This window comes from Streptomyces sp. NPDC054783 (assembly GCF_053611725.1).
In genome coordinates, this window is record NZ_JBSHAY010000012.1 from 1 (window position 1) to 24,148 (window position 24,148).

16 protein-coding genes and 1 riboswitch are annotated in these 24,148 nt (G+C 70.8%); of the genes, 9 read left to right on the forward strand and 7 right to left on the reverse strand.

The features are described 5' to 3' along the window. Positions 1 to 272 precede the first annotated feature (272 nt). The 6 genes from ACWGJ5_RS21650 to ACWGJ5_RS21675 all read left to right on the forward strand — a co-directional run bounded on the left by ACWGJ5_RS21650 (position 273) and on the right by ACWGJ5_RS21675 (position 8,704). The gene (locus tag ACWGJ5_RS21650; RefSeq protein ID WP_453311306.1) at positions 273 to 1,697 is read left to right on the forward strand and encodes an alkaline phosphatase family protein; all 1,425 of its coding nucleotides are present in this window, start codon (positions 273 to 275) and stop codon (positions 1,695 to 1,697) included. A 180-nt stretch (positions 1,698 to 1,877) separates the two neighbouring features. Beyond that, positions 1,878 to 2,588: a response regulator transcription factor gene (locus ACWGJ5_RS21655; RefSeq protein ID WP_453311307.1), complete on the forward strand. Its 711-nt coding sequence runs from the start codon at positions 1,878 to 1,880 to the stop codon at positions 2,586 to 2,588. Then, a complete protein-coding gene (locus ACWGJ5_RS21660) occupies positions 2,585 to 4,021 on the forward strand; it encodes a sensor histidine kinase (protein WP_453311308.1) in 1,437 nt (478 codons plus the stop codon). The genes ACWGJ5_RS21655 and ACWGJ5_RS21660 overlap by 4 nt, the downstream gene beginning before the upstream one ends. 24 nt (positions 4,022 to 4,045) lie before the next feature. Continuing rightward, positions 4,046 to 6,034: a glycoside hydrolase gene (locus tag ACWGJ5_RS21665; protein WP_453311309.1), complete on the forward strand. Its 1,989-nt coding sequence runs from the start codon at positions 4,046 to 4,048 to the stop codon at positions 6,032 to 6,034. 819 nt (positions 6,035 to 6,853) lie between these two features. After that, complete coding sequence (locus ACWGJ5_RS21670) at positions 6,854 to 7,807, forward strand: quinone oxidoreductase family protein (protein ID WP_453311310.1); 954 nt, start codon at positions 6,854 to 6,856, stop codon at positions 7,805 to 7,807. A gap of 93 nt (positions 7,808 to 7,900) precedes the next feature. Next, a complete protein-coding gene (locus ACWGJ5_RS21675) occupies positions 7,901 to 8,704 on the forward strand; it encodes an IclR family transcriptional regulator domain-containing protein (RefSeq protein ID WP_453311311.1) in 804 nt (267 codons plus the stop codon). 108 nt (positions 8,705 to 8,812) lie between these two features. Here the strand turns inward: ACWGJ5_RS21675 and ACWGJ5_RS21680 are convergent, their stop codons facing one another. The 5 genes from ACWGJ5_RS21680 to ACWGJ5_RS21700 are packed head-to-tail and all read right to left on the reverse strand — an operon-like array spanning position 8,813 to position 16,161. After that, positions 8,813 to 11,338 carry an acyl-CoA reductase gene (locus tag ACWGJ5_RS21680; protein WP_453311312.1) on the reverse strand — a complete coding sequence of 842 codons (2,526 nt, stop codon included), beginning with the start codon at positions 11,336 to 11,338 and terminating at the stop codon, positions 8,813 to 8,815. Next, a complete protein-coding gene (locus ACWGJ5_RS21685) occupies positions 11,335 to 12,501 on the reverse strand; it encodes a LuxE/PaaK family acyltransferase (protein ID WP_453311313.1) in 1,167 nt (388 codons plus the stop codon). Before ACWGJ5_RS21685 ends, ACWGJ5_RS21680 begins: the two co-directional genes overlap by 4 nt. Then, positions 12,498 to 13,634, reverse strand: a complete 1,137-nt coding sequence (locus tag ACWGJ5_RS21690) for a GNAT family N-acetyltransferase (RefSeq protein WP_453311314.1) — start codon at positions 13,632 to 13,634, stop codon at positions 12,498 to 12,500. The genes ACWGJ5_RS21685 and ACWGJ5_RS21690 overlap by 4 nt, the downstream gene beginning before the upstream one ends. Beyond that, positions 13,631 to 14,863: an MFS transporter gene (locus tag ACWGJ5_RS21695; RefSeq protein ID WP_453311315.1), complete on the reverse strand. Its 1,233-nt coding sequence runs from the start codon at positions 14,861 to 14,863 to the stop codon at positions 13,631 to 13,633. Before ACWGJ5_RS21695 ends, ACWGJ5_RS21690 begins: the two co-directional genes overlap by 4 nt. Positions 14,864 to 14,898: 35 nt before the next feature. Then, a complete protein-coding gene (locus ACWGJ5_RS21700; protein ID WP_453311316.1) occupies positions 14,899 to 16,161 on the reverse strand; it encodes a phenylacetate--CoA ligase family protein in 1,263 nt (420 codons plus the stop codon). Positions 16,162 to 16,721: 560 nt separating this feature from the next. On the opposite strand from ACWGJ5_RS21700, the gene ACWGJ5_RS21705 reads away from it, so the two are divergent. Next, a complete protein-coding gene (locus ACWGJ5_RS21705; protein ID WP_453311317.1) occupies positions 16,722 to 17,267 on the forward strand; it encodes a hypothetical protein in 546 nt (181 codons plus the stop codon). 373 nt (positions 17,268 to 17,640) lie between these two features. Beyond that, positions 17,641 to 17,709, forward strand: a riboswitch (guanidine-III (ykkC-III) riboswitch). 11 nt (positions 17,710 to 17,720) lie between these two features. After that, positions 17,721 to 18,599, forward strand: coding sequence for an MBL fold metallo-hydrolase (locus ACWGJ5_RS21710; protein WP_453311318.1), 879 nt, complete (start codon positions 17,721 to 17,723; stop codon positions 18,597 to 18,599). Here ACWGJ5_RS21710 and ACWGJ5_RS21715 read toward each other — a convergent pair. Next, the gene (locus ACWGJ5_RS21715; RefSeq protein WP_453311319.1) at positions 18,580 to 18,819 is read right to left on the reverse strand and encodes a hypothetical protein; all 240 of its coding nucleotides are present in this window, start codon (positions 18,817 to 18,819) and stop codon (positions 18,580 to 18,582) included. The genes ACWGJ5_RS21710 and ACWGJ5_RS21715 overlap by 20 nt on opposite strands. A gap of 349 nt (positions 18,820 to 19,168) precedes the next feature. Further along, a complete protein-coding gene (locus tag ACWGJ5_RS21720; protein WP_453311320.1) occupies positions 19,169 to 20,059 on the reverse strand; it encodes a PP2C family protein-serine/threonine phosphatase in 891 nt (296 codons plus the stop codon). A gap of 453 nt (positions 20,060 to 20,512) precedes the next feature. Here ACWGJ5_RS21720 and ACWGJ5_RS21725 point away from each other — a divergent pair, with 453 nt between their 5' ends. Then, complete coding sequence (locus ACWGJ5_RS21725) at positions 20,513 to 24,133, forward strand: hydantoinase B/oxoprolinase family protein (protein WP_453311321.1); 3,621 nt, start codon at positions 20,513 to 20,515, stop codon at positions 24,131 to 24,133. Positions 24,134 to 24,148 lie beyond the last annotated feature (15 nt).

Below are 24,148 nucleotides of genomic sequence, written 5' to 3' on the forward strand. Positions count from 1 at the left end.
GGCCCCGGCCGAGCGATGGGTCCCGGCGCCGTGCAGGCGGTCACGTCCGGATCCGTGCAGCAGCCACCCTTTTCTCAACGCAGGGCGACATCGACGCGACGCGTGGGCGTGGAACGTCACGGCTTGGTCAAGCCCTTCCCGCGCGTTGGTCGCATGTTCACGGCCCTTCCCTGATGCGCCCGGCCATCACGAGCGAACGATGATGACGGCCCACCTTTTCTCCGGGCCGGCCGTCACTCCGGAGCGCCTGTGCCGCTCAAGAAAGGGCCATCATGGCTGAGTTGACACGCCGTAGACTGCTGGGTGCCGCGGGTGCGCTGGGAGGCACCGCGGCTCTCTCCCTCCTCCCGCCGAGCGTCCAGAAGGCCGTCGCCTCCGGGCCGCCCAGGCAGGGATCGCTGAGCGACATCGAGCACGTGGTCATGCTGATGCAGGAGAACCGCTCGTTCGACCACTACTTCGGCACCCTGTCGGGTGTCCGGGGCTTCAACGACCCGAACGCCCTCAAGCTCGGCAACGGGCGCTCCGTCTTCTACCAGCCCGACGCCGTGAACCCCAAGGGCTATCTGCTGCCCTTCCACCTCGACACCCACACGTCGAGCGCCCAGGCCATCCCGTCCACCAGCCATGCCTGGGCCGTACAGCACCAGGCGTGGAACGGCGGCCGAATGGACCAGTGGCTGCCCGCCCACCGCAGGGCCGACGGGGCCAACGGCCCGTATGTGATGGGCTACTACACGCGCGAGGACATCCCGTTCCAGTTCGCGCTCGCCGAGACCTTCACCGTCTGCGACAACTACTACTGCTCGGTCTTCGGCCCCACCTGGCCCAACCGCCTGATGTGGATGACCGGCACGATCGACCCGGGCGGTACCCACGGCGGCCCGGTCATCAGCAACGTCGCGCCCACGCCGTACCGCTGGACGACGTATGCCGAACGGCTCCAGGCGGCCGGCGTGAGCTGGAAGGTGTACCAGCAGGACGACGACTACGGCTGCAACATGCTGGAGCAGTTCGCCGCCTTCAAGAACGCGTGGCCCGGGTCCGACCTGTACGATCGAGGTGTACGCCCGCAACCGGAGGGCACCTTCGAGGACGACGCCCGCAACGACCGTCTCCCGGCCGTGAGCTGGATCATGCCGACGAGCTACCAGTCGGAGCACCCCGACTACCTCCCGGCGGCCGGCGCCGACTTCGTCGCCTCGAAGATCGAGGCGATCGCGTCCAACCCCACGGTCTGGAGCAAGACCGCCTTCATCCTGAACTACGACGAGAACGACGGCCTCTTCGACCATGTGGCCCCGCCCACGCCGCCTGCGGGCACGGCCGACGAGTACGTTCAGGGCCTGCCGATCGGTGGCGGCTTCCGCGTCCCCGCCATCATCATCTCGCCCTGGACCGTGGGCGGTTGGGTGGCGTCGGAGGCCTTCGACCACACCTCGTCCCTGCAGTTCCTGGAACGGTTCACCGGGGTGAAGGAGCCGAACATCAGCGACTGGCGGCGCGCCACCTTCGGCGACCTCACGACCGCCTTCCGATTCCGCGACGCCCGCCCCGGCCCGCCCCAGCTCCCCGACGACACCGCGGAGCAGTTGGAGAAGGCGAAGGAAGAGGTGGCGACTCTGCCGAAGCCGAAGCTGCCCGGAGCGGACCAGACGTTCCCGCGCCAGGAAAGCGGCACCCGCCCGCACGTGTGATCCCGGGGGCCCGCGCCGCTTGCGGCCGGGCCCCTTCCGAACTCCTGTGACGGCGTTCTGGACGGGGATCCCGTCGGGGGCTTCGCCGTGCCGTGGTGCAGGAACCCAACTCGTTTCGGTCCGTGTCGCGACCGGCGAGCTCCGAGGGGTCCCCCGACACGATTTGGCAGGCTTGCCTCCATGAGCAGTGTTGGTGGGGGCGTGCGTGCGCCGAGGATTCTGGTGGTCGATGACGAGCCCGAGGTGCGGTACGCCGTGGAGGACGGCCTCGCCGTGGAGGGATACGACGTGCGCGGGGCGGAGGACGGGCAGGCCGCGCTGGCGGAGGTGGCGTCCTGGGAACCCGACGCCCTGGTGCTCGATGTGATGCTGCCCGGTCTGGACGGGCTGGGCGTGTGCCGTCGGCTGCGGGCGATGGGCGACCGTACTCCCGTGCTGGTGCTCACGGCGCTGGGCTCGGTGAGCGAGCGGGTGGACGGTCTGGACGCGGGCGCCGACGACTATCTGGTCAAGCCCTTCGCGCTGGACGAGCTGGTGGCGCGCATCCGGGCGCTGCTGCGCCGCAGCGCACCCGCCGAGCCGGTGGAGGCCGCGGAGCTCTCCTTCGCCGATCTGGTGGTGGACCCGGCCACCCGGACCGGGCGGCGCGGAGCACGCGCCATCGAGTTCAGCCGGACGGAGTTCGCGCTGCTGGAACTGCTGCTGCGCAATCCGGGCCAGGTCCTGACGAGGGAGACGATCCAGGAGCGGGTGTGGGGGCGTGCCTTCGGACCGGAGTCCAACTCGCTGGCCGTGTACGTCGGTTACCTGCGGCGCAAGCTGGAGGCCGACGGCGAGCCACGGCTGGTGCACACCGTGCACGGAGTCGGCTACCGGCTGGACCTGGCGTGACCGCCCCGCGCCGACTCCGGTGGCGGGGCGGAGACCGACGCTCCGGGTGGCCTCGACGATCCCTGCGGACCCGGCTGACCCTCGCCGCCTCGCTCGCCGTGGCGGTCGTCGTGGTCGGGGTGTGCACGGCCGCCTTCCTGGTGATCCGGTACCAACTGCTGCGTCAGCTCGACCTGCACCTGACCCAGTCGGCGCGGCTGGCCGCCCAGCAGTACCGGCACGAACCCGCCGGCGTGGTGCAGGGCGAGTGCCGGTACCTCGCCGCCCCGGCCTGCGCCCAGCTGGTACCCACCCGGCCCGGCGACGACCCCGAGAGCCCCTATCTGCTGCCCGTCACCGGCACCACACGCGCGGTCGCCGCCGGCACCCACGGCGCCTACCACAGCGAACTGCGGCTCGCGGGGCACCGCGCCCGCATGCTCACCACGCGGCTGGGCGGCGGCCGGGCCCTGCAGGTCGCCGTGCGCGCCGACACCGTCGACCGCGGCGTGCGGCAGGCCGCGGAACTGCTCCTCGCCGTGGGCGCGGGCGGCATCCTGCTGGCCGGCGGCCTCGGCTTCTGGGTCTCCCGTACGGGCCTCGCCCCGGTCGGCCGGCTGACCGCGACGGCCGAGCGCATCACCGCCACCCGCGACGCCCGGCACCGCATCGAGCTGCCGACCGTCCGCACGGGCCGCGAGGACGAGCTCACCCGGCTCGCGACGGCCTTCAACACCATGCTGGAGGAACTGGAGAAGTCCGTCAGCGCCCAGCGCCGGCTGGTCGCCGACGCCTCGCACGAACTGCGCACTCCGCTGACCGCGCTGCGCACCAACGCCGAACTGCTCGCCCGGTCAGCCCGTCTCACCGACGGCCAGCGCGAGCGGGCCTCCGGGGCGCTCGGCCGCCAGCTGCGTGAGGTCACCGTACTCGTCAACGACCTGATCGAGCTGGCCCGGGAGGAGGAGCCGGATCCCCTGGTCGAGGACGTGCGGCTGGCGGGCGTCGTCGGCCACGCCGTGGAGGCGGCCCGTGACCACTGGCCGGAGGTTTCCTTCCGGCTCTCCGTCGCTCCGGGAGCAGGAGGCGGCACGGTCGCCGGCGTACCGGCCCGGCTCTCCCGGCTGCTGTCGTGTCTGCTCGACAACGCGGCGAAGTTCAGCCCGCCCGGCCGGCCCGTCGAGGTGACGCTCACCGGCCCGGGAGACAGGCTGGAGGTCACCGTCCGCGATCACGGACCCGGCATCGCCGACGAGGACCTGCCGTACGTCTTCGACCGCTTCTACCGTGCCCGCACGGCCCGCGCCCTGCCCGGCTCCGGACTCGGTCTCGCCATGGCCCGCCAGATCGCCCACGCCCACCACGCCGGCCTCACCGCCGAACACGCACCCGGCGGGGGCGCCCTGTTCCGGCTCCGCCTCCCGGCCCGGAACCGGCTCTCACAAAGTTCTTAGACCGCCCCGTGACAGTGACGCCCCATGAAGGCGAGGAAGATCAAGAAGACCAAGAAGAAGATCGTCGCGCTGAGCGCCGCCGTCACGGTGATCGGGGTGGTCGGCACGGCCACCGCGTTCGGCACGGGCGCCCCGGACGGCCGGCAGGTCCAGGCGCACGGCGGCCGCGTCACCGTGCCCGTCGCCGGTGGGCGCGCCGTGGTGGACACCGCCTCCCTGGCCGTGCGCGGCCAGGCGGACGACGGACACGCCTGGCAGCTGTCCGCTGCGGCGGCCGAGGCCCTCGGACCCGCTGGGAAGGTCTTTGTGCACGGCGACAAGGCCACCTGGGGCTACCCGGCGAAGGGCCTCATGGTCACTGCGGCCGCGCGCGACGGACGGCTGACGGTGACCGTGCACTCGACCCGGAAGGCCACGCTGACCTGGCCGGTGACCGCCACCGGCCAGGACACCAGCGAGCTGCAGATCCCGCGCGGCGAGGGCCTGTCGGTGCCGGTCGTCGACCGCTGGTGGAACTCTTCGGAAGCCGGGCTCGCAGGATCGGAGGCGGGCATGTCCGACGGTCTGACCATGCCGTTCTGGGGCACCAGCCTGCGCGGCGGGCACGGCGCGAGCTACATCGCCGAGTCCGACATCGGCACCACGCTGAAGTTCGTCTCCGCCGACGGCCGGCTGCACACCGAGACCGAGCACGCGTTCTCCCCGTCGGAGGACACGCTCGACTACACGCTGACCTTCGCGCTCACCGACGGCTCGCCGGTGGCCGCCGCCCGCGACTACCGGGCCTGGTTGCAGGCCCACGGCGGCATCACCACCCTGCGCCAGAAGATCGCCCGCAACCCCGCGGTCGGCAGGCTGGTGGGCGCCTTCCACGCCTACACCTGGGGCCAGGCCCGCACCATCCAGGGCGTAAAGCGCCTTCGGGAGCTGGGCATCGACAGGATGTGGCTCGGCTACGACGCCGACGGCTCCCCGATGGACCGCTCGGCCGTGAGCCTGGCCGAGCGGTCCGGCTACCTCGTCGGACCGTACGACTCGTGGGCCAACGCCCAGGACCCCGCCTCGGCCGACACCTCGGTGTCCAAGTGGCCCGCGCCCGTGTGGCAGGACGCCTGCGTACGGGGAGGCGACGGCAAGATCGTCACCGGATTCGGCGGACGCGGCTGCTACGTCAGCTCCGAAGCGTTGCGGCGCGCCGAGCCGACCCGGCACCAGCTGGCCGACCGCACCCGCGAGATGACCGCGAACGGCGCGAACAGTTACTTCCTCGACGTGGACGCCGCCGGCGAGCTGTTCACCGACCACTCCCCCGCGCACCCGATGACCCAGGCGCAGGACCGGGACAACCGGCTGCGGCGGATGGCCTGGCTGTCCGGCGACCGCAAGCTGGTGCTCGGCTCGGAGAGCGCCGGTTCCTGGGCGAACGGTGCGCTCGCCTTCAGCCACGGCTCCGGGACCCCGGTGCCCGACCGGTTGTGGGCGCTGGAACGGGACCGCGCCACCTGGGGCGGCTACGCACCGGCCGGCGCGCCCGGGATCTTCTTCAAGCCCGTCCAGTTGCCGGCCGACGTCGCCAAGGCGATGTACGACCCCAGGTACCGGGTACCGCTGTACCAGACCGTGCTGCACGACTCGGTGATCAGCACCGAGCGCTGGGAGCTGTCCTGGTCGAAGCTGCCCGACCAGAGCCGCACCCGTGCACTGCTGGCCATGCTGTACAACGTCCCGCTGAACCTCGTCCTCGACGAGGCGGAACTGGACGAGCACGGCAAGCAGATCGCCCAGTTGCAGAAGTACTTCGAGCCCCTGCACAAGGCTGCGGCGACCCTGCCCATGACCGACTTCCGCCAGCTGACGCCCGACCGGCTGGTGCAGCGCACGACGTTCGGCGACGGCGTGCTGAGTGTCACGGCCAACTTCTCGACCCGCACCCACGACGGTCTGCCCGCGGGCTGTGCCGACGCGGTGGTGAACGGCGGCAGGGCCCAGCGGTTGTGCCCGGCCGCGCTGTGACGCAGGACGCCGAGCCCACCTGCACGGAACACGCTCACCCCACGGTCCCTGGCCACCGGCCGCGATCCCGCAAGCCGCCGGGGAGCTGACCGTCCAGGTGCGTCAAGGGCCCTCCGGTGGCGCGGGCGGTGCCCTGGTCTCCACGCCTGCCGGCCTCTACACCTCCAGCAGCGGTGGGCGCCGCCCGCGTACCGGCCGCACGCGTCGTACGACGGCTCGGACGACGGCATGGGCCGCGCTGTGCCTGGCGGGCGCGCTCGCCCACGCGGTGACGGTCCGTGTCCTGCAAGAGCCATGTGTTGCCCGCTGGTCCGGACGGGTTGCCGTAGACGGGGCTCGGTGCCGACTTCGACTCGGAGAGAAGCGCTGCCCGCCCTACGGGGAGCAGCAGTTGGGGCGCCGGCAGAAGCCGCCGGCCGGGCCGGTGGCCGTACGCGGGGCTGGATGGCCGGCCACTCGCCGATGACCTCAGCCGGGCAGCCGGGCAGCCGGCCAGATCCGGCCGTCCCGGCGCTGGGGCGCTGAGTTGCCCTCCTCCCCCGTGCTGCCGGCCGTCCCGTCGCTTCCCCCGTCGGAATCGTGTTCGGCAGCGAGGAGGGCGGCATCACTATGTCTCTTCGAAAGGGCGAACGCAACTCTTGAATTCACATTCTCACGCAGCGAGAAGTTCGAGCTTGAACCTTCTCGGGAGGCGAGAAAAGGACGGCCTTTTCTCGGCTGGTGAGAAATATGTACGAGGCATGTTTCCCAGGTCGGAGCCGGTACGTGGATGCCCTAGCCTGTCGGCGTACGCACCCGACCCCCATCCATAGGAGTACCGTGCGCGCCATTGTCATGAGGGAATTCGGCGGCCCCGAGGTCCTGCGACTTGAAGAGGTTGCCGACCCCGAGCCCGCGCGTGGACAAATCCCGCTCGATGTGAGGCTTGCGGGTGTCAATTACGCAGATGTCCACGTTCGCGGCAACACCTACCTCGCGCCGGTCGCGCTGCCGTACATCCCCGGCAACGAGGTTGTCGGCACCACGCCCGACGGCAAGCGCGTCGTGGCGCTGACGCAGGGCGGCGGATACGCCGAAAAGGCCGCCGTACACCGCAGGCTGCACTGGGAGATCCCGGACGGGATCACCGACGAACAGGCGGTGCGCCTGGCTCTGCAGGGGAACAGCGCATACCACCTGCTCTTCACGGTCGCCCGGATCACCGAGGGGGAGACGGTCGTCATTCCCGCCGCGGCCGGGGGCGTGGGGTCGCTGGCCGTCCAGTTGGCGCACCGGGCGGGCGCCCGCGTCGTCGCTCTCGCCAGTACGACGGAGAAGCGTCAGCTGGCCATGGAGCTCGGCGCGGCAGCGGTCGTCGACTCCTCCGACGAGGACGGCCTTGCGGAGCGGATCCTGGACGCGGCAGGAGGGCCGGTTCAGGCCGCGCTGGAGATGACCGGCGGCAAGACGCTGCACCGGACCCTCGAAGTGCTGGCCCCGCGCGGCCGACTCGTCGTGTACGGCTTCGCGGGCGGGGAGCTCGCCGACGTCTCCGCGCACACACTGCTCCAGAAGTCCATCACCGCCGCGGGATTCTGGCTTCCGCACCTGTACGCCGACCGGACGCTCCCGCTGGCGGCCTCCATGAGGAAGCTCTTCGACGCCGTCGGGAACGGTACGCTCAAGATCGTCAGTGGCGGCACCTTCCCACTGGCCGACGCCGCAAAGGCGCACAGCATGCTCAACAGCCGAACCGGCATGGGCAAGTTCAGTCTCGATACAGTCACACATTAGTCTTGGTGCCCGGAACGTACGCGGTGGCAGCGGCACCGGTACGGCCGCGTTCCCGAAGAGGGGAGCACGGCCGGGACGAAGGGGATACGGCTGATGGGTGGGCAGCGCGGAAGCGGGACCGGTTACGCCGAACGTTTCATGCGAGTGCAGCAGGCGTTCATCACTCTGGGCCCCGGCGCCCACCGGCTGTCCGCAATCGCCAGGGCAGCCGATCTCGATGACTCCACCACGGGCCGCATGCTGACCGCCGGCACCTACAACAGCACCTTCGTCCGGGTGGACCGAGGCCTGTACGAGCTCGGCAGCACGGTCGCCGACCTGGGGCTCCATGCCCTCTCCGAGGACAGACTCTCCGGTGGCGAGGCCACCCGCGTCCTTCAGGGCCTGCGGGAGGCGACCGACAGCGGTCTGGTCTTCCTGTACATGAGGGCCCCGTTCGGCACGGCCGGGAGGCAGTGCCTGGACATGGCGGTGGGGGATTCCGATCTCGTCGAACTCGGCATGACGCCGCGCGATGTGCTCTCCGTGACACGGTCGCTGCGCACCGGTGCCTCGGGCCGGACGATCCTCGCCTACCTGCCCGCCCAGATACAGCAACGCGTCGCCGCCGACCCGGTCCCGGAGGAAGCCGGCCCCGGCGTCATCCGCGACGGCGACGAGCTGCTCGCCTCACTCGCAGACATCCGTGACCAGGGCTACGCTCTGGGACGGGAGGAGTGCATGGCGAAGTGGAACTCCGTCGCCGCTCCCGTCATCTGGGACGGTGCCATCTGGGGGGCGGTCCTGCTGCTCAAGCCCATGGACGTCATGCCGGAGGCCCCCCAGCGCTATGTCCAGGCCACCATCGCCGCGGCGGCCAGGCTCAGCCGGCTCGGCGGAGCCTCGTCGGTCGACTGACCGCCGGCCCCGCTCATTCTCAGCAGCTCCATCCGCTGATCATCCAGCAGCGCCGCGGGCGGCGGCGCGGAAGGCCGCCGCCCGCAACTCCGCGCGCAGGCACGGCGGTCAGCGCAGGTCGATGACCGTGCGCAGCTTGCCGCTGGTCGCGGTGCGCTCGAACTCGTCCTGCCGGACGGTCTCCACGGCGAGGGACAGCAGCCCTTCCGCCTCGGCCGACGCGAGTTCGGCCACCTCGGCGGTGAGAGCTGCCCGGGCGGCCTCGGGGGCCGGAGCGTACTGCTCGTCGAGCCGGACCGTCAGCCGCTCCCGGCCTGCGCCCGGGGCCACCATCAGCTGCACCTCGCCGTGATAGCCGAGCCGCTCCTCCAGTGCCCGGAGCAGGCGCCGGTAGTTGACGAAATACGTGCCCACGCGGACGACGTCGCCGTAGCGCCCGAGCAGTTCCAGGCGGGGCACGTGGCTGCCGCACGCGCACCTGCCCCGCACCTCCCGTCCCAGGTCACCGATCTCGTAGCGGTCCAGCCGCTGGCCGGCCCGCGCCCGGGAGGTGAACACCAGCCGTCCGGGCTCGCCGGGCGCCACCGGCCGGTCCTCGTGCGGGTCGAGGATCTCCAGCGTGTGCAGGTCGGTCAGCACGTGATGGACCGAGCCGTCGCAGGACGCGCACTGGTAGCCCAGCGGCCCCAGGTCGGTGCTGCCGTAGGCCGCCGAACGGATCACCTCCACCCCGAAGTCGTCGGTGAGGACCCTGCGTTGCTGGACGGTGAAGTGCTCGCCGCCGTAGAAGACCTTCCGGATGCCGCCGTACGCACGCAACCGGTCCGCTTCGGCGTGGAAGAGCTGCCACAGGTAGGACGGCATACCGAAGACCGTGTCCGCCCGGTGGGTGACCAGTGTCTCCGCGACCGAGGCGTGGTCGGGGCCGGCGGCGATCGGGAGCTGAGTGGCGTTCAGCCGTTCCAGGATGGAGAAGAAGCTGATGAAGCTCCCGTACATCCCGCCGCAGTAGAACAGGTTGGCCGCCCGGTCGCGGGCCGGATCGAAGCCGGCGGTGAGCAGTCCGTCCGCTGCGGCGCGCATCTGGTTGTCGTAGTCGTCGCAGGTGAACACCGACAGCGCGGGTGTGCCCGTGGAGCCTCCGCTGCGGAAGTACAGGTGGGCATGGCGTGGGTCCAGAGCGGCGAGCGCGATCTGCACGCCTTCCTTGCCCAGCAGCGGTGCGACCGGCGCAGGGGGCAGAACCGGCGGCGCCACCAGGTCGTCCAGGCAGGCCACCGTACGGAACTCCGGGTCCGCGACGCGCACGGTCACCCGGCGGCTGTAGCGCTGCAGCGCGTAGACACCGTCGTGCGGTTCGCCCTCGTAGCTCTCCAGCATGGACCCGACCGGGGTGACGCGGGTGACGCCCGCGGCGAACAGGGCGCGGGACAGCGTGGCCACGTCCGCGCTGTCGCCCCCGATCGCCGCGGTCTGCAGATAGCGGCGCATGGGGCGCAGGGTCGCGGTGACCGCGTGCCGGGGCAGCGGCTTCACCCGGATGCTGCGGTGCAGCGGGGAGGCCTCGAGTGCGGGGCGCGCGTCGGCCAGCACCCGCCAGGAACCGTCCTCGGCGGTGAACACGCGGGTGAGGCCCAGGTGTTGTTCGAGCCGGGCGAGCTGCTGCACGGTGGTGATCTCCGCCTGTTCGGCCGGGCCGGGCACGGATGCCGGCCGGGCGTCGGAGACCTTGGCCAGCCGCTCGGCGAACCGACTGGCGAACTCGAAGAGTTCCTCGGTGTCGTTGGTGGCCTCGGTGTCGAGGTAGACCACCTGCGGGCTGGCACACGCCTGCTGTTCGAGACGGCAGACATCCTCGGCGAGCGCGTCGAGCACGGCGTCATCGGACGCTGCCTGCCGGGTCAGGTAGGCGAAGGAGATCCGGTGGCCCCACTCGACCACGCGGCAGCCGGGCGGCGCCAGTTCGCCCGCCGCGCGCACCGCGTCCTCGCCGCCCCACACCGCGATCGCGTCGGCCTGCCCGCACAGTGTCTCCAGCCACTCGCGGCGCGCGGACGGGAAGCGCAGGGCGATGACGCGTTCGGCGATCAGCCCGGACGGGTCGGCCGCACCGAGCGCGGCCAGCAGGTCGAGCGCGAGAGCCGAGTCGGAGCTGCTGGTCTTCAGCACGTTCACATTGCCCGCCAGCAGTCCCTCGACGACGCTCAGCGGCGCCACGGCCGCGGCGTTGCCCGGTGCGATGTGCACCAGCAGACCGACGGGCGCCCAGGCCTCGTACACCGTCTCGCGGGCGTCCGGCCGGGTCGGCCGCTCCGGGCGCAGACCGCCCAGTTCGCGCCGCAGCTTGCGTTCCAGCGCCTCCCGGGTGAGCGCGGCTCCCAGTTCCGCCAGAACCGCAGGGGCCTCGCCGACGGGCAGGTGCCCGGCCAGGCGGCCGTACAGGGGGGAGTCAGGATCGGCCAGGTCACGGCCGACCGCGGCGCAGGCGCCCAGAACCACGTCGCTGGGCAGGGGACGGGTCAGGAGCCGCCCGGCCAGCTCAGGCAGCCCGGCGAGCCGCCGGCCGGCCTCGGCCTCGTCGATGAACTCCCCCTGCCACAGGTGGAGTACGGAGTGCGGTACGAAGGTGGTCACGACATTCCCTTCATCAGTTCGGCGGCGGCCACCGCACAGCTGCGGTTGCGGCTCACTCCTGCGCGGCCGTGCACGGTGAACCAGTCGGTGGACAGCGGGCAGGGGCATGCGTCGCCCGGATGCAGCGACGCGAGGTCGCCCATCACCACGCTGTGCGCGGGCACGGAGGTGATGTAGGGGCTGACCAGGTGCAGAAAGCCGCGTTCGCCGTACGGCAGCGGGCGCAGCGTCCCCGTGTCGCGCACCGCCGCACGCGACCACACGGGCACGTGCAGCCGGTGATGCGCGCACTCGACATACGGCACACAGTGCTCGACCGAGCCGAAGGTGTCGCGCACGCGGTCCCCCGGCACGCCGAGGAGGTCGGTGACCTCGGAGTAGAACGCGTCCTTGCCGATCTGCCGGTCGGCGTGGCCCTTCCAGCCGCCGCCGAGCACCACCAGCGATCCCTGGGGCAGGGTGAGCGGCGGCAGGCCCATCGCCCGCATCCGCTCCAGGGTGAAGTACAGGAACGCCGGGAAGCCCAGGATGCGGACCGGTACGTCGTCCTCGGCGTAGCGCCGGAGCGCCGCGATGCAGCCGTGCACGTCGAACTCGTGGCCGGTGCCGGTGTGCCGCAGGGCGTGCGTGGTGTGCCGGGCCGGGGCGAAGTCGCACAAATAGTTGTCGGTGAACGACGTGCCCAGCTTCAGCGAGGGCGCGGGCTCGTAGCTGTACAGCAGGTAGTTCACCGGCTGTTCGGGAGTGATCCAGCCGTAGTGGTCGAAGATCCGTGCCACCATGCGCTGCGCCGAGCGGATGGTCCACTCGTCGAAGAACATCTGCGACTTCTGGCCCGTGGTGCCCGAGGAGGTCAGATGCAGGAACACCTCGTCGCGCGGTATGGAGAGCACCTCGTGACGCTTGAAGAAGGCCGCGGGCACCAGCGGGGTGCGCACCCCCTCGCCGACGGTGGGCGCGCACGTCTCGGCCGGGTCCTGAAGCAGGGCGGCGAAGAAACGGGAGCGGCGGGCGTGCCAGGCGTTGGTCTCGGCCATGGCGGCGGCGAACAGCTCGTCGGTGACGGGGCCGCCGGCGTACGGCTCCACCAGATCGCAGAGCCGCTGTACATGGCCGAGCGCCGCCGGGTCGGGAACCTCGACGGGAGCGAGATGGGGTTTCATCGGGACACCTCGGGAAGGGGCAGATAGGTGGCGGTCCAGGCGCTCAGGTAGGCGCCGAGGTACGGCCGGAGCAGCGGGCTGACGGCGGTGGTGCGGAAGTCGATCTGACGGCTGGTCCGCGACAGCACCACGTAGTCGTGGAGCCGGTCGCGGATGCGGCGCATCGCCGGGTAGACGGCACTCGGCACGAAGCCCGAGGCGAGGAACACCTCAAGGGCCTCGGTGTCGGCCAGCGGCAGCAGCGCCTCTGCGTAGTCCGCGCCGGCCCGGGTGACCGCGGCCATCAGCGCCTCGAGGGCGCCGGCCACCGCGGCCGGACGCGGATGGACGGCGACGAGCGCGCAGCTCCCCGCTACGGCGTCGAGGTCGGCGTACGCCTCGAAGCTGCCATCGGCGGCGACCAGGACCGCGTTGGGGGTGTGCAGCGGGAAGAAGCGGCCGTCGGCCTCCGGGAAGAGCTCCAGGAAGCGCCGCCGCACGAACGCCGGTGCGGTGATCAGCTCGATCGGCTCGGCACCGGTGGCCGCGCCCAGCGCGCGACGGGAGGGGACATGCCGGGTGCCGGCGTAGTCGATGCCGACGCCGGTGGCTACGGCGGAGAGCAGCGGCGACAGCCGTTCGGGCACGCTCGTCACCGGTTCGCGGTGTTCCAGCACACCGTCGGCGTAACGGGCGAACAACGCGAGCGTCTCGCACCCCTCGACCTCGACGGCGTTCGGCAGGAGCCCGAGCGGCCGGAAGCCGTTGCGTACGACGACGTGCTGCGGCCCTTCGGTGACCAGGCGGACGGTGGCGTACACCGAGTCGAGGCCGCCCGTGGCGAAAGCCGTGGCACAGACCGCCCCGGTCAGCCGGGAGGCGAGCCCGCCGCCACGATGGCCGGGGTGTACGGCGAGGCCGACGAGCTTTCCGATGCGGCTGCCCGGTTCGGTCAGTACGACGGCGGAGCCCACCAGGGTGCCCTCGCCGGTGCGGGCGGTGAGCCAGTGCGCGGTGCCGTCGGTGATCAGCCGGTGCATGACCACCGGATCGCTGCCGAGCGGCACCGGATATCCGTGCCCGTACACCTCGAAGTACAACTGCCTCAGTTCGGCGATGTCGTGGACGGACGCGGGGTGCAGGCCGGCGTTCACGTCGCTGCTCCCGTCGACGGCTGTCCGACGGGGGCCCGCCGGGCCTCGGCCCGGCCGCCCAGCCACCACAGCGCCAGCGCCACCGGTACGAGACCCGCGCCCTGGACCAGGCAGAGCGTGCGGGCCGCCAGATGGTCGCCCAGCGCGCCGAAGACGAGCGAGGACACGGGGAAGGTGGCACCCAGCAGCGCCTGCATGACCGCGAAGAACCCGGGCTTGTCGTCGGCAGGCACCAGTCGCTGGAAGAGCGCCACGAACCGCACGCCGATCACACCGACGCACCAGCCGACGACGGCCATCGAGACGACCGCCGCCGCGTGCCCTGCGAGCAGCCCCGGAAGGCCGAGGGCGGTGGCCATCACCGCGAGGCACACGCTGCCGACGGCGACAGGGCGGCCGGGCAGCCGCCCGCCGCTGAAGGATCCGATCAGGGTGCCCGCGCCGAGGGCGGCCTCGAGCGAGGCCACGGTCGAGCCGGTGGCGTGCAGTACCTCCCGGGTGTACAGGGGCATCACGACGTAGACGGCGGTGGTGAAGACGTTGGCGGCGGCGAAACAGACCAGCACCCGCCGGATGAAGGGCAGATCGGCCAGGACCGGGCGCAACGCCCGTCGCCTCGGAGGCGGCCCGTCCGCGCCTCCGTGCCCGGCCCCGGTCCGCGGGAAGCGGCTGGCGCCGACCAGCAGGGCGGCGAGCAGGTACGCGGCAGCGCACGCGGCGATGACGGCGGCCACTGAGCCCGCGTCGACGACGAGCGGGCCGAGCAGTCCCCCGCACAGCCCGGCGACGGACTGCGTCGACAGTTCGAAACCGGTGGCCGACTCGATGTCCGCATCCTCGACGAGTTCCGGCACCGAAGTGGTCAGGCACGGATCGAACACCGCCTGGCAGGCGGCCAGCGCGAGCCCGACCGCGTAGGCGCCGGCCACGGGCAGCATGCCGGCGTACGCCAGAACGGCCGCCGTACCCGCCGACGCGCCCGCCACGGCCGCCGCGCCGGACAGCACCGTCCGGTGTGCGCATCGTGCGACGATGCCCGCCACCACCGGAGCCAGCGCGACCGCGGGCAGTGTGCTCACCATGAGGAACAAGCCCGAGGCCAGGCCGCGGTGCCCGCCGCCCGCGCGGCCGACCAGCCACCAGACCGCACCGACCTGGAACATTCTGCTCGCAGCCTGGGTGAGGAGCTGACCGGCCCAGATCCTGCCGAAGGACGGATTGCGCAGCACGAGGGGCAGACGACGCCCACGTGCAGGTGCCGCGGTCACGAGTGCGGCCGTTCGTCGACGACACGGATGAGCTTGCCCGAGCGGGAGTTGACCGCGAGGTCCCGGTGCCGCACCCACTCGATGCTCAGCGGGTTCACGTGCCCGGCGGTGGTCGCGGTTGCGTAGAAGGGACGTTGAGCGAGGAGCGCGGCTACGACGGACTCGCGCAGCCCGGCATGTTCCTTGCCAGGGTCGGCGATCGCGAGCCGCAGCACCAGCCCGTCGCGGCCGTCCCGTCGGCGCACGACCAGCTGCAGGCCAGTCACCTCGCCCGCCGCGTCGGCTCCTTTGACGACGTCATGGACGTCCTCGGTGTACAACGAGACGGGACCGACCCGCACGCCCTCCTCGGCGCGGCCGAGGATGCGGAAGACACCGGAGTCCCGGTCGACCCACTCGGCCCGGTCGCCCGCCGGATAGCGGAGCACCGGCATGAGTCGCCTGCGCAGGTCGGTGACGACGAGCCGCCCCGGCACGCCGTTCGCCTCGACGGGGCGGTCGGTGCCGTCGCAGAGGATCTCGACCACCGTGTACGGGGTGAACGCTCGGTGGACGCGTGGGTCGTCGCCGGGCACGGCCTCGCCGAGGAGACCGGCGTCCACGCTCGCATATCCGAGGGAGCGTGGCCGGGCGTTCGGGAACGCGGCACGGAGCAGCGGGAGTTGGTCGCCGAAGAGGCACTCCCCGCCGAAGAACAGCAGCTCCACGTCCGGAAGTGTCCGGCCGGCGCTGGTGAGGCGCTCCGCGAGCGAACACAGTGTGGTCGGTGTACCGGCGACCACCTGGACCCGGAACTCCTCCAGCGTCGCCGCGGTCGACTCCCAGGGCGCCGCGCCGCCGATGGGCAGGCGGACGTTGGCCACGGGTGAGCGGTGCAGCGAGTCGAGGACGAAGCTGAAGCTGGCGTACAGGTCACCCGCGTAGAAGAGATCCGCCACCCGGTGCCCGGGCCGCAGCCCCGCACGGACCAGCCCGGAACCGAACGCGGTCGTGAACTCCCGCCACTCCGTGCGGGTGTAGTAGGAGAACTTCGGCGACCCGGTGGTCCCGCCGCTGCGGAAGACGATCGCTTCGTCCAGCGGAGCGGTGAGCAGCCGGTTGCCACGGGGCGAGTTGGCGCGCCAGAAGTCGGCCTGGGGCACCACCGGAAGATCTGTGGGACGGGTGACGTGCTCGGGAAGCCCGGCGTAGAGCTCACGATAGAAATGCGAGTTGGTGCGAGCGAAACGTACGAGTTCCGCGAATGGTTGAACTGGCATCAATTCCTGCTCGAAGGCGTGGACCGCCGCCGGCACGGAAAATGGCCGGCGAGGCGCGACGGAGCCGGTCCACCATGGCGGGCGCGGACCGTGTCGCTGAAGGCGTGAAAAGCGGCGCACCCATCACGAGTGGGGCGCCCGGTGCACCAGGATATCTCACTATGCGGGACGAATTTGCGCCAACTGGCCTCGCGTGCGGGGGCTTTGATTCCTCACGGACGTATTCCACGGCCGTTCGGTTCCTGCAGACGCGGAGACGGTGATCACAATCAACCGGCCACGTATAACCGCTCGTTGAACGGAGCTGAAGGAAGCCTTATGGAAAGGGGCCGGCGAAGGCGCTCCGAGCTATGGCTGGAACCCAACCGTGTCGATTAGGGAGCGTTAGTCGATCAGGGAGCGCTTTTCGGCTGTGCCGCGGTAACGGCTTCGTCAGCCAGGAGCGCGGTGACGCCGACCACCGCCACAGACTCACCGGTACTCGAACCATGCGATGCCGGAAACATCCGCAGCGCAAAACCAAGCCGGCCGGGAGGGACGGTTGTGGGATGCTCGCGTGCATGATCCCTGGTCCGAACAACGGCTGGTCCTTCGCGACCGCACGGGAGGCCGCCCGCTTCGGCGCGGGCGAGGTCACCGGAGTTCCCGGCGTCGAGCACGCGACGGCCGACAGCGGAACACTCTGTGGCATCCCAGAGCACCAGGTCACCCGCTATCGGCACCTCTTCGACCTGACGGACCCGCAGGCGTGCCCGAAGTGCCGCCTGGAAGCTGAAGCTGCTCCGACACAGCCATGCGCTCAGGAGCGACTTCACGACACGCTCCAGGCCGCCGCCCCGGCAGAGGCCCGCGACGACCTCCTCACCGCGCTTCGGAGAGGTGCGCCGGTGCGCCTGTGGCTCCACGGTCCAGCCGCGACACTGGCCCGGCACTACGCAAAGCTCGACACGCTGACCGAAGGCGCGGAACCCGCGGCTGAGGCATTCGACGCCGCCACGACGATAGGCCTGGCCCGCGTCGAAGACGGAACCTGGCGCTTCCTCGTCGTCCTGCCCGAAGACGGCAGCCGCCCGCTCGTCGCACGTGGCCCGCACCACCCTCGCTGACGACGTTCATAGGCAGAACGAGACCACCGTCCCCCTTGGGACATGCGACCTCGCGGAAATTGCCCGGCACGGAAGCAGCCACCCCCGGTGACGCATGAGCGTGCGCGTTGCTGAGACCCGCCGCCGTCCCCCGCACCGATCGCCGGTACGGTCCGCGGCGCCGACCGGACGCGCACCGCCACCCCGTGCCCCAGTACGCAGCGGCCGGCAGGACTCGGCCCTCCAGCGACAAACCCCATGGCCCGACCCACGCGCACCACGTCCGCATCCTCGCGCCGCAACGCGACACACGCGGGACGAGCGCGACGCAAGCGATGCCGCCGCACGGGCGCAGGGCGACAGAGCAGTGGATCAGTGTCGTGCTACGGTGACCGCGGAGGCGTCATGGATGCCTGCCCCGGACGAGATGTGCGCCGTACCCGGCCTGCCAAGACGACGCACTCGGGAGACGTCATGGACGCAGGCACACCCTTCATCGATTTCGGCACTCCAGCTCCCCAGCCCCGGGAGTTGGACGTCCGGTGGATTCACGGCTCACCGTCGTCCAAGCACAACACCGACCCGGACATCCAGGTCTACGCGTACGACGAGCACACGATCATTCTGCGGCAGAACATGGCGATCAACTACGAGGCGCCGTTCCTCTTTCTGCTGTTCGGAAACGCCCAGGCGGTGCTGATCGACACCGGAGCCACCCCGGCCCCCGAATTCTTTCCCCTGCGCCGGGTGGTGGACGAGCTCGTCGACGGCTGGCTGGCCCGCCACCTCCGGCAGGAATATCACCTGCTGGTGCTGCACACTCACGCACACGGCGACCACATCGCGGGCGACGGCCAGTTCTCCGACCGCCCCGACACCACGGTGGTCGACGCAGAAATCACCGAGGCCTGGAAGTATTTCGGTTTCGACGAGGACCCCACCGCCGTGGCACAGATTGATTTGGGGGGCCGAGTGCTCGAGTGCCTGGCCTCCCCCGGGCACCACGAGGCAGCGGTCACGTTCTACGACTCCTGGACCGGGATCCTGCTCACCGGCGACACGGTCTACCCCGGCCGACTTTACGTTCAGGACTGGTCCGCCTTCGCACGGACGATCGACCGCCTGATCGAGTTCTCCGCACGCAGACCGGTCACCCACGTTCTGGGCTGTCATATCGAGATGACCACCGACCCGGGCGAGGACTACCCGGTGCGCACCACCTACCAGCCCCAAGAACCCCCGCTGCAGATGACCACCGCCCACCTGCACGAGATCCGGGCCGCGCTCAACGAGATCGGCGACCAGCCCCGTCGACTCGCCTTCCCCCACTTTGTCATCTGCCCGAACGGCTGAGCTCCGCGATCTCGCCCGCCACGGTGGAGTACCTGGCGGGGCTGCTCGCCGTATGGCCCACCGAGTCGTCCAGCCCTTCTTCCACGCACTGCATGATCGTGCCGTCGATGAGCCTGTGGACATCCGAGGTCTTTGGTCCGCGGACCGGCAGCCGCTGGGCGCCCTTGGTCCACCGCTCGATGGTCTTTCCAAGCTCCGAGGCGATCGGAATCTCTTTCACGTGCTTCTACTCGTACGGACATGACGGCGCCGTTCCCCAGGGTCCGGGCGGCGGCTCCCGCGCAACTGCCGGCGGGCACCGGACCGACGGCGTCATGTGACCTGCGCAGATCGCCGACGCCGGATTCACTGCGTGATCGCCGGCGACGGGCGCCCGGCCAATACGACCGGTCGACCGGTCTTCGGGGGCTCACCCCTCCGGACGGCAGGACCGGGCCCCGAAGAGCGTGCCAGAACAGCCGGATTTGGGCATGCCCATGCCGGGCAGGCAGGGCGTCCGTGCCCGCTGAAGCGACGCTGCGGGACCGCAGGAAACGGAACAACCGTAGGAAACGGAACACTCGGGTCGTTCAGGCGGGCCCTCCTGGTGAGCTGTCACGGATGCGCACCGCGAGTGCTGCAACGTCGTCGTTGAGCCCACCGCCGCTGTGCCGGAGGAGATCCCGGTGAAGCGTGTCGAGCAGGACCCTCGGCGCAGCCGCGGTCTGGCGACTCATCCAGTCCTGCAGGGCGAAGAACTCACCTTCGCCGTTGCGGCTCTCGATGACGCCGTCGGTGTAGAAGAGCAGCTGGTCACCGGGCGTACACACGATCGTGTCGGTGGTGTAGTCGGCGCCGATGAGTGAGGCGAGGTTGAGCATCGGCGAGGTGATGGTGGGGTCCAGGACGTGGAGCTTGCCCTGATGCAGGAGCAGTGGCGGAGGATGCCCGCAGTTGAGGAGCCTGATGCGGTCGCCCTGGTGCGGGAACTCGGCGAGCACCACCGTGGTGAACTGCTCCAGCAGGTCCCCGGTGGGAAACGTACAGCTGTGCCGGGTGCTGCTGACGTCCAGGCGGCGGACGATGCCCTCCAGGGTCCGTTCGTCGTACGCGGCCTCCCGGAAGCAGCTGACCACTGCCGCAGCCGCTCCCACTGCGGGCAGGCCCTTGCCCCGCACATCGCCGATGATCAGTCGTACCCCGAATGGCGTGGCGACGGCTTCGTAGAAGTCCCCACCGATGCGAGCCTGCGCGGCGGCTGCGACGTACATCGACTCGATCTCGATGCGACCGACCCGGCCGGGCAGGGGACGCAAGAGCACTTTCTGTGCCGCGTCGGCGACGAGGCGGAGCTGGACGAACGCCTGTTCCCGGTGGATGCGGACACGGCACGTATACGCGGCCGCCACGGTGACCGCGGCAATGGCACCCACGGTGAACCACGTGCCCAGGTCAGGGTAGACAAGGCTCAGCCCAATCATGATCGCAACGCAGACCAGCCCCAGCAGAACAGTGGGCAGCACAGGCCACACCGACGCCGCGAGGGCAGGTACGGCAGTCAGGAGACGACTGAAAGCGATCTTTCTCGGGGTGGAAAACGCCAGGCTCGCGACAACCACAGTCAAGATCACTGGTGAGAGCCCGGCGAGACTCCACCGCCTATGGAGCAGACCACGAAAGCACATCCACCCGGTCCACGGCACGAAAGACAGCATAACGACATATGCCAGACATAGTGACTCAGGACGCGGGTGTGGCCCCCATCGGGCGACGGCGGAGCCTTGGTACCCACATCCACGGCACCACCAGAAGGGACCGAGCCTGCCGAGCTGAAGAACGCGCTTCATTCCCTGTGCGGATGAGGCGCGACAACGGCCTCGTAGGAAACCTTCCACCTACCCGCCGGTCACCGGTCGAGGGCGCACAATGGGTACATGGCTGGTCGCTGGCAGTTCTGGATCGACCGTGGTGGCACCTTCACCGATGTCGTGGCCGTGACGCCGGATTCCGAGGTGGTCAGCCGCAAGCTCCTGTCGGAGCAGCCGGAGGCGTACCAGGACGCGGCGGTCGCCGGCATCCGTCAGATGCTGGGTCTGGAGGCGGACGAGCCGATTCCCGGCGACCGGATCGAGGTGGTGAAGATGGGCACCACCGTCGCCACCAACGCGCTGCTGACACACACCGGCGAACCGACGGTCCTGGTCGTCACCCGGGGCTTCAGGGACGCCCTGCGTATCGCCTACCAGAACCGCCCCCGCATCTTCGACCGGCGCATCCTGCTCCCGGAGGCGCTGTACGACCGGGTGATCGAGGTGGAGGAGCGGGTGGGTGCGGATGGTGAACTCGTCCGTCCGCTCGGTCTGGACGCCGTGCGCGAGGCGCTGGCCGCGGCATACGCGGACGGATTCCGCAGCGCCGCGGTCGTCTTCCTGCACGGCTACCGCCATTCCGCGCACGAGGCCGCCGTCGCCGACGCGGCCCGCGCCGTCGGCTATCGGCAGGTCAGCTGTTCGCACGAGGTCAGCCCGCTGATCAAGCTGGTACCGCGAGGCGACACGACCGTGGTCGACGCCTACCTCTCCCCCATCCTGCGGCGTTATGTGGACCAGGTGGCCGCTGAGCTGAACGGTGTACGGCTGATGTTCATGCAGTCCGGGGGCGGCCTGCGCGAGGCGGGCCGCTTCAGGGGCAAGGACGCCGTGCTGTCCGGCCCGGCGGGTGGGGTAGTGGGCATGGCGCGCGCCGCCACCGGCGCCGGCCACGTCAGGGCGATCGGCTTCGACATGGGCGGCACCTCGACCGACGTGTCCCACTACGCGGGCGAGATCGAACGGGTCCTGGGCACTCAGGTGGCGGGAGTGCGGATGCGGGCGCCGATGACCGACATCCACACCGTGGCCGCGGGCGGTGGCTCGATCCTGCACTTCGACGGGATGCGCTACCGCGTCGGCCCGGACTCGGCCGGCGCCGACCCCGGCCCGGTCTGCTACCGGCGCGGCGGTCCGCTGACCGTCACCGACGCCAACGTCATGCTCGGCCGCATCCAATCCGTCTTCTTCCCCCGAGTCTTCGGCAAGGACGGCGACCAGCCGCTGGACGAGGCCGCGGTCCGGGCCCGCTTCACCGAGCTGGCCGAGCAGACCGCCGCCGCCACCGGGCGGCGCCGCAGCCCGGAGGCGGTTGCGGCGGGATTCCTCGACATCGCCGTGCTCAACATCGCGAACGCGGTGAAGAGGATCTCCGTCCAGCGCGGCCGCGACATCACCCGCTACGCGCTGGTCGCCTTCGGTGGCGCGGGCGGCCAACACGCCTGCGCGGTCGCCGACCGGCTCGGCATCGACACCGTCCTGATCCCCCCGCTCGCCGGGGTGCTGTCCGCGTACGGCATCGGGGTGGCGGACGCGGTCGCGCTGCGCGAACGCTCCGTCGAAGCCACCCTCGACCGGCCGGAGACGGCAGCCCGCGTCGAGGCCGTGCGCATGGAGCTGGACGAGCAGGCACGTACCCAGCTGCGCGAGGACGGCGTTCCGGACGCCACCGTCCGCACGGCTGCCCGTGCCCTGCTGCGCTACGAGGGCACCGACTTCTCGCTGCCCGTGCCGCTGGGCCCGGCGGACAACATGCGAGCCCACTTCGAACACGATCACCAAGACCGCTACGGCTTCACCATGAGCAAGCCGCTGGTCGTCGAGGCCGTCGAGGTCGAGGCCACCGGTTCCTCCGGCCCGCGCACCGCCGCACCGGCCGTCCCGTCGCCGCGGACCAGCGCACTGCGACCGGCCGACACCGTGCGGATGTTCACCGAGGACCACTGGCAGCCCACCCGGCTGTACCGACGTAGGGACCTGCGCCCCGGTGACAGTGCCGAGGGCCCGGCGATCATCGCCGAAGCGGATGCGACCACGGTCGTCGACCCCGGCTGGCGGGCCGCGGCCGACGAGCACGGCGACCTCGTCCTCACCCGCTCCCGTCCCCGCCCGTCCCGTACGGCGGTCGGCACCACCGTCGACCCGGTGATGCTGGAGGTCTTCAACAACCTGTTCATGTCCATCGCCGAGCAGATGGGTGTACGGCTGGAGAGCACCGCCCACTCGGTCAACATCAAGGAACGCCTCGACTTCTCCTGCGCACTCTTCGCCCCCGACGGCAGCCTCATCGCCAACGCGCCCCACATCCCCGTACATCTGGGCTCCATGGGCGAGTCCATCAAGGAGGTTCTGCGCCGCAACCAGGGCTCGGTCCGGCCCGGCGACGTCTACGCCATCAACGACCCATATCACGGCGGCACCCACCTGCCCGACATCACCGTCGTCACCCCGGTCTTCGACGAGGCGGGCGAGCGGCTGCTCTTCCTGGTCGCCTCGCGCGGCCACCACGCCGAGATCGGCGGCATCAGCCCCGGATCCATGCCCGCGTTCAGCACCGTCATCGACGAGGAGGGCGTGCTCTTCGACAACTGGCTGCTGGTGCGTGACGGGCACTTCCGCGAGGACGAGACCCGCCACCTGCTCACCAGCGCCCGCCACCCCTCACGAGACCCGGACACCAACCTCGCCGACCTGCGGGCGCAGATCGCCGCCAACGAGAAGGGCATCCACGAACTGCGCCGCGTCATCGACCAGTTCGGGCTCGATGTCGTCCACGCCTACATGCGCCACGTCCAGGACAACGCCGAGGAATGCGTACGCCGCATCATCGCGACCCTCGACGACGGCGAGCACCGCTACGAGACCGACAACGGCGCCGTCATCCAGGTAGCCCTGCGCATCGACCACGAACGGCGCAGCGCCGTACTGGACTTCACCGGCACCTCGCCCCAGCAGCCCGGGAACCTGAACGCACCCACCTCCGTCGTCATGGCAGCCGTGCTGTACGTCTTCCGCACCCTCGTCGCCGATGACATCCCGCTCAACAGCGGCTGCCTGAAGCCCCTCGACGTGCGCATCCCCGCCGGCTCCATGCTCTCCCCCGCCCACCCGGCCGCCACCGTCGCCGGAAACGTCGAGACCTCCCAGGCCGTCACCGGCGCCCTGTACGCCGTCCTGGGAGCCCAGGCCGAGGGCTCCGGCACGATGAACAACGTCTCCTTCGGCAACGATCGCTTCCAGTACTACGAGACCGTCGCCTCCGGGGCCGGCGCGGGCGAGGGCTTCGACGGAGCTGATGCCGTGCAGACCCACATGACCAACTCCCGCCTGACCGACCCGGAGATCCTGGAGTGGCGCTACCCGGTGCGTGTGGAGGAGTTCCGCATCCGCGAGGGCAGCGGCGGCGACGGCCACTGGCACGGCGGGTGCGGAGTGGAGCGTCGGATCCGATTCGCCGAGCCGATGACGGTCGCGGTCGTCTCCGGTCACCGCCGTATCCCGCCCTACGGCATGGCCGGCGGCGAATCCGGCGCCCTCGGCGAGAACCTGATCGAACGCGCCGACGGCAGCACCCATCGGCTGCGCGGCTGCGACACGGCGGACGTCACGAGGGGCGACCTCCTGGTGATCCGCACCCCCGGCGGGGGCGGATACGGACCCGCCGACGGCATCCCGCCCGCTCACTGACGAAGGACCTTGCCC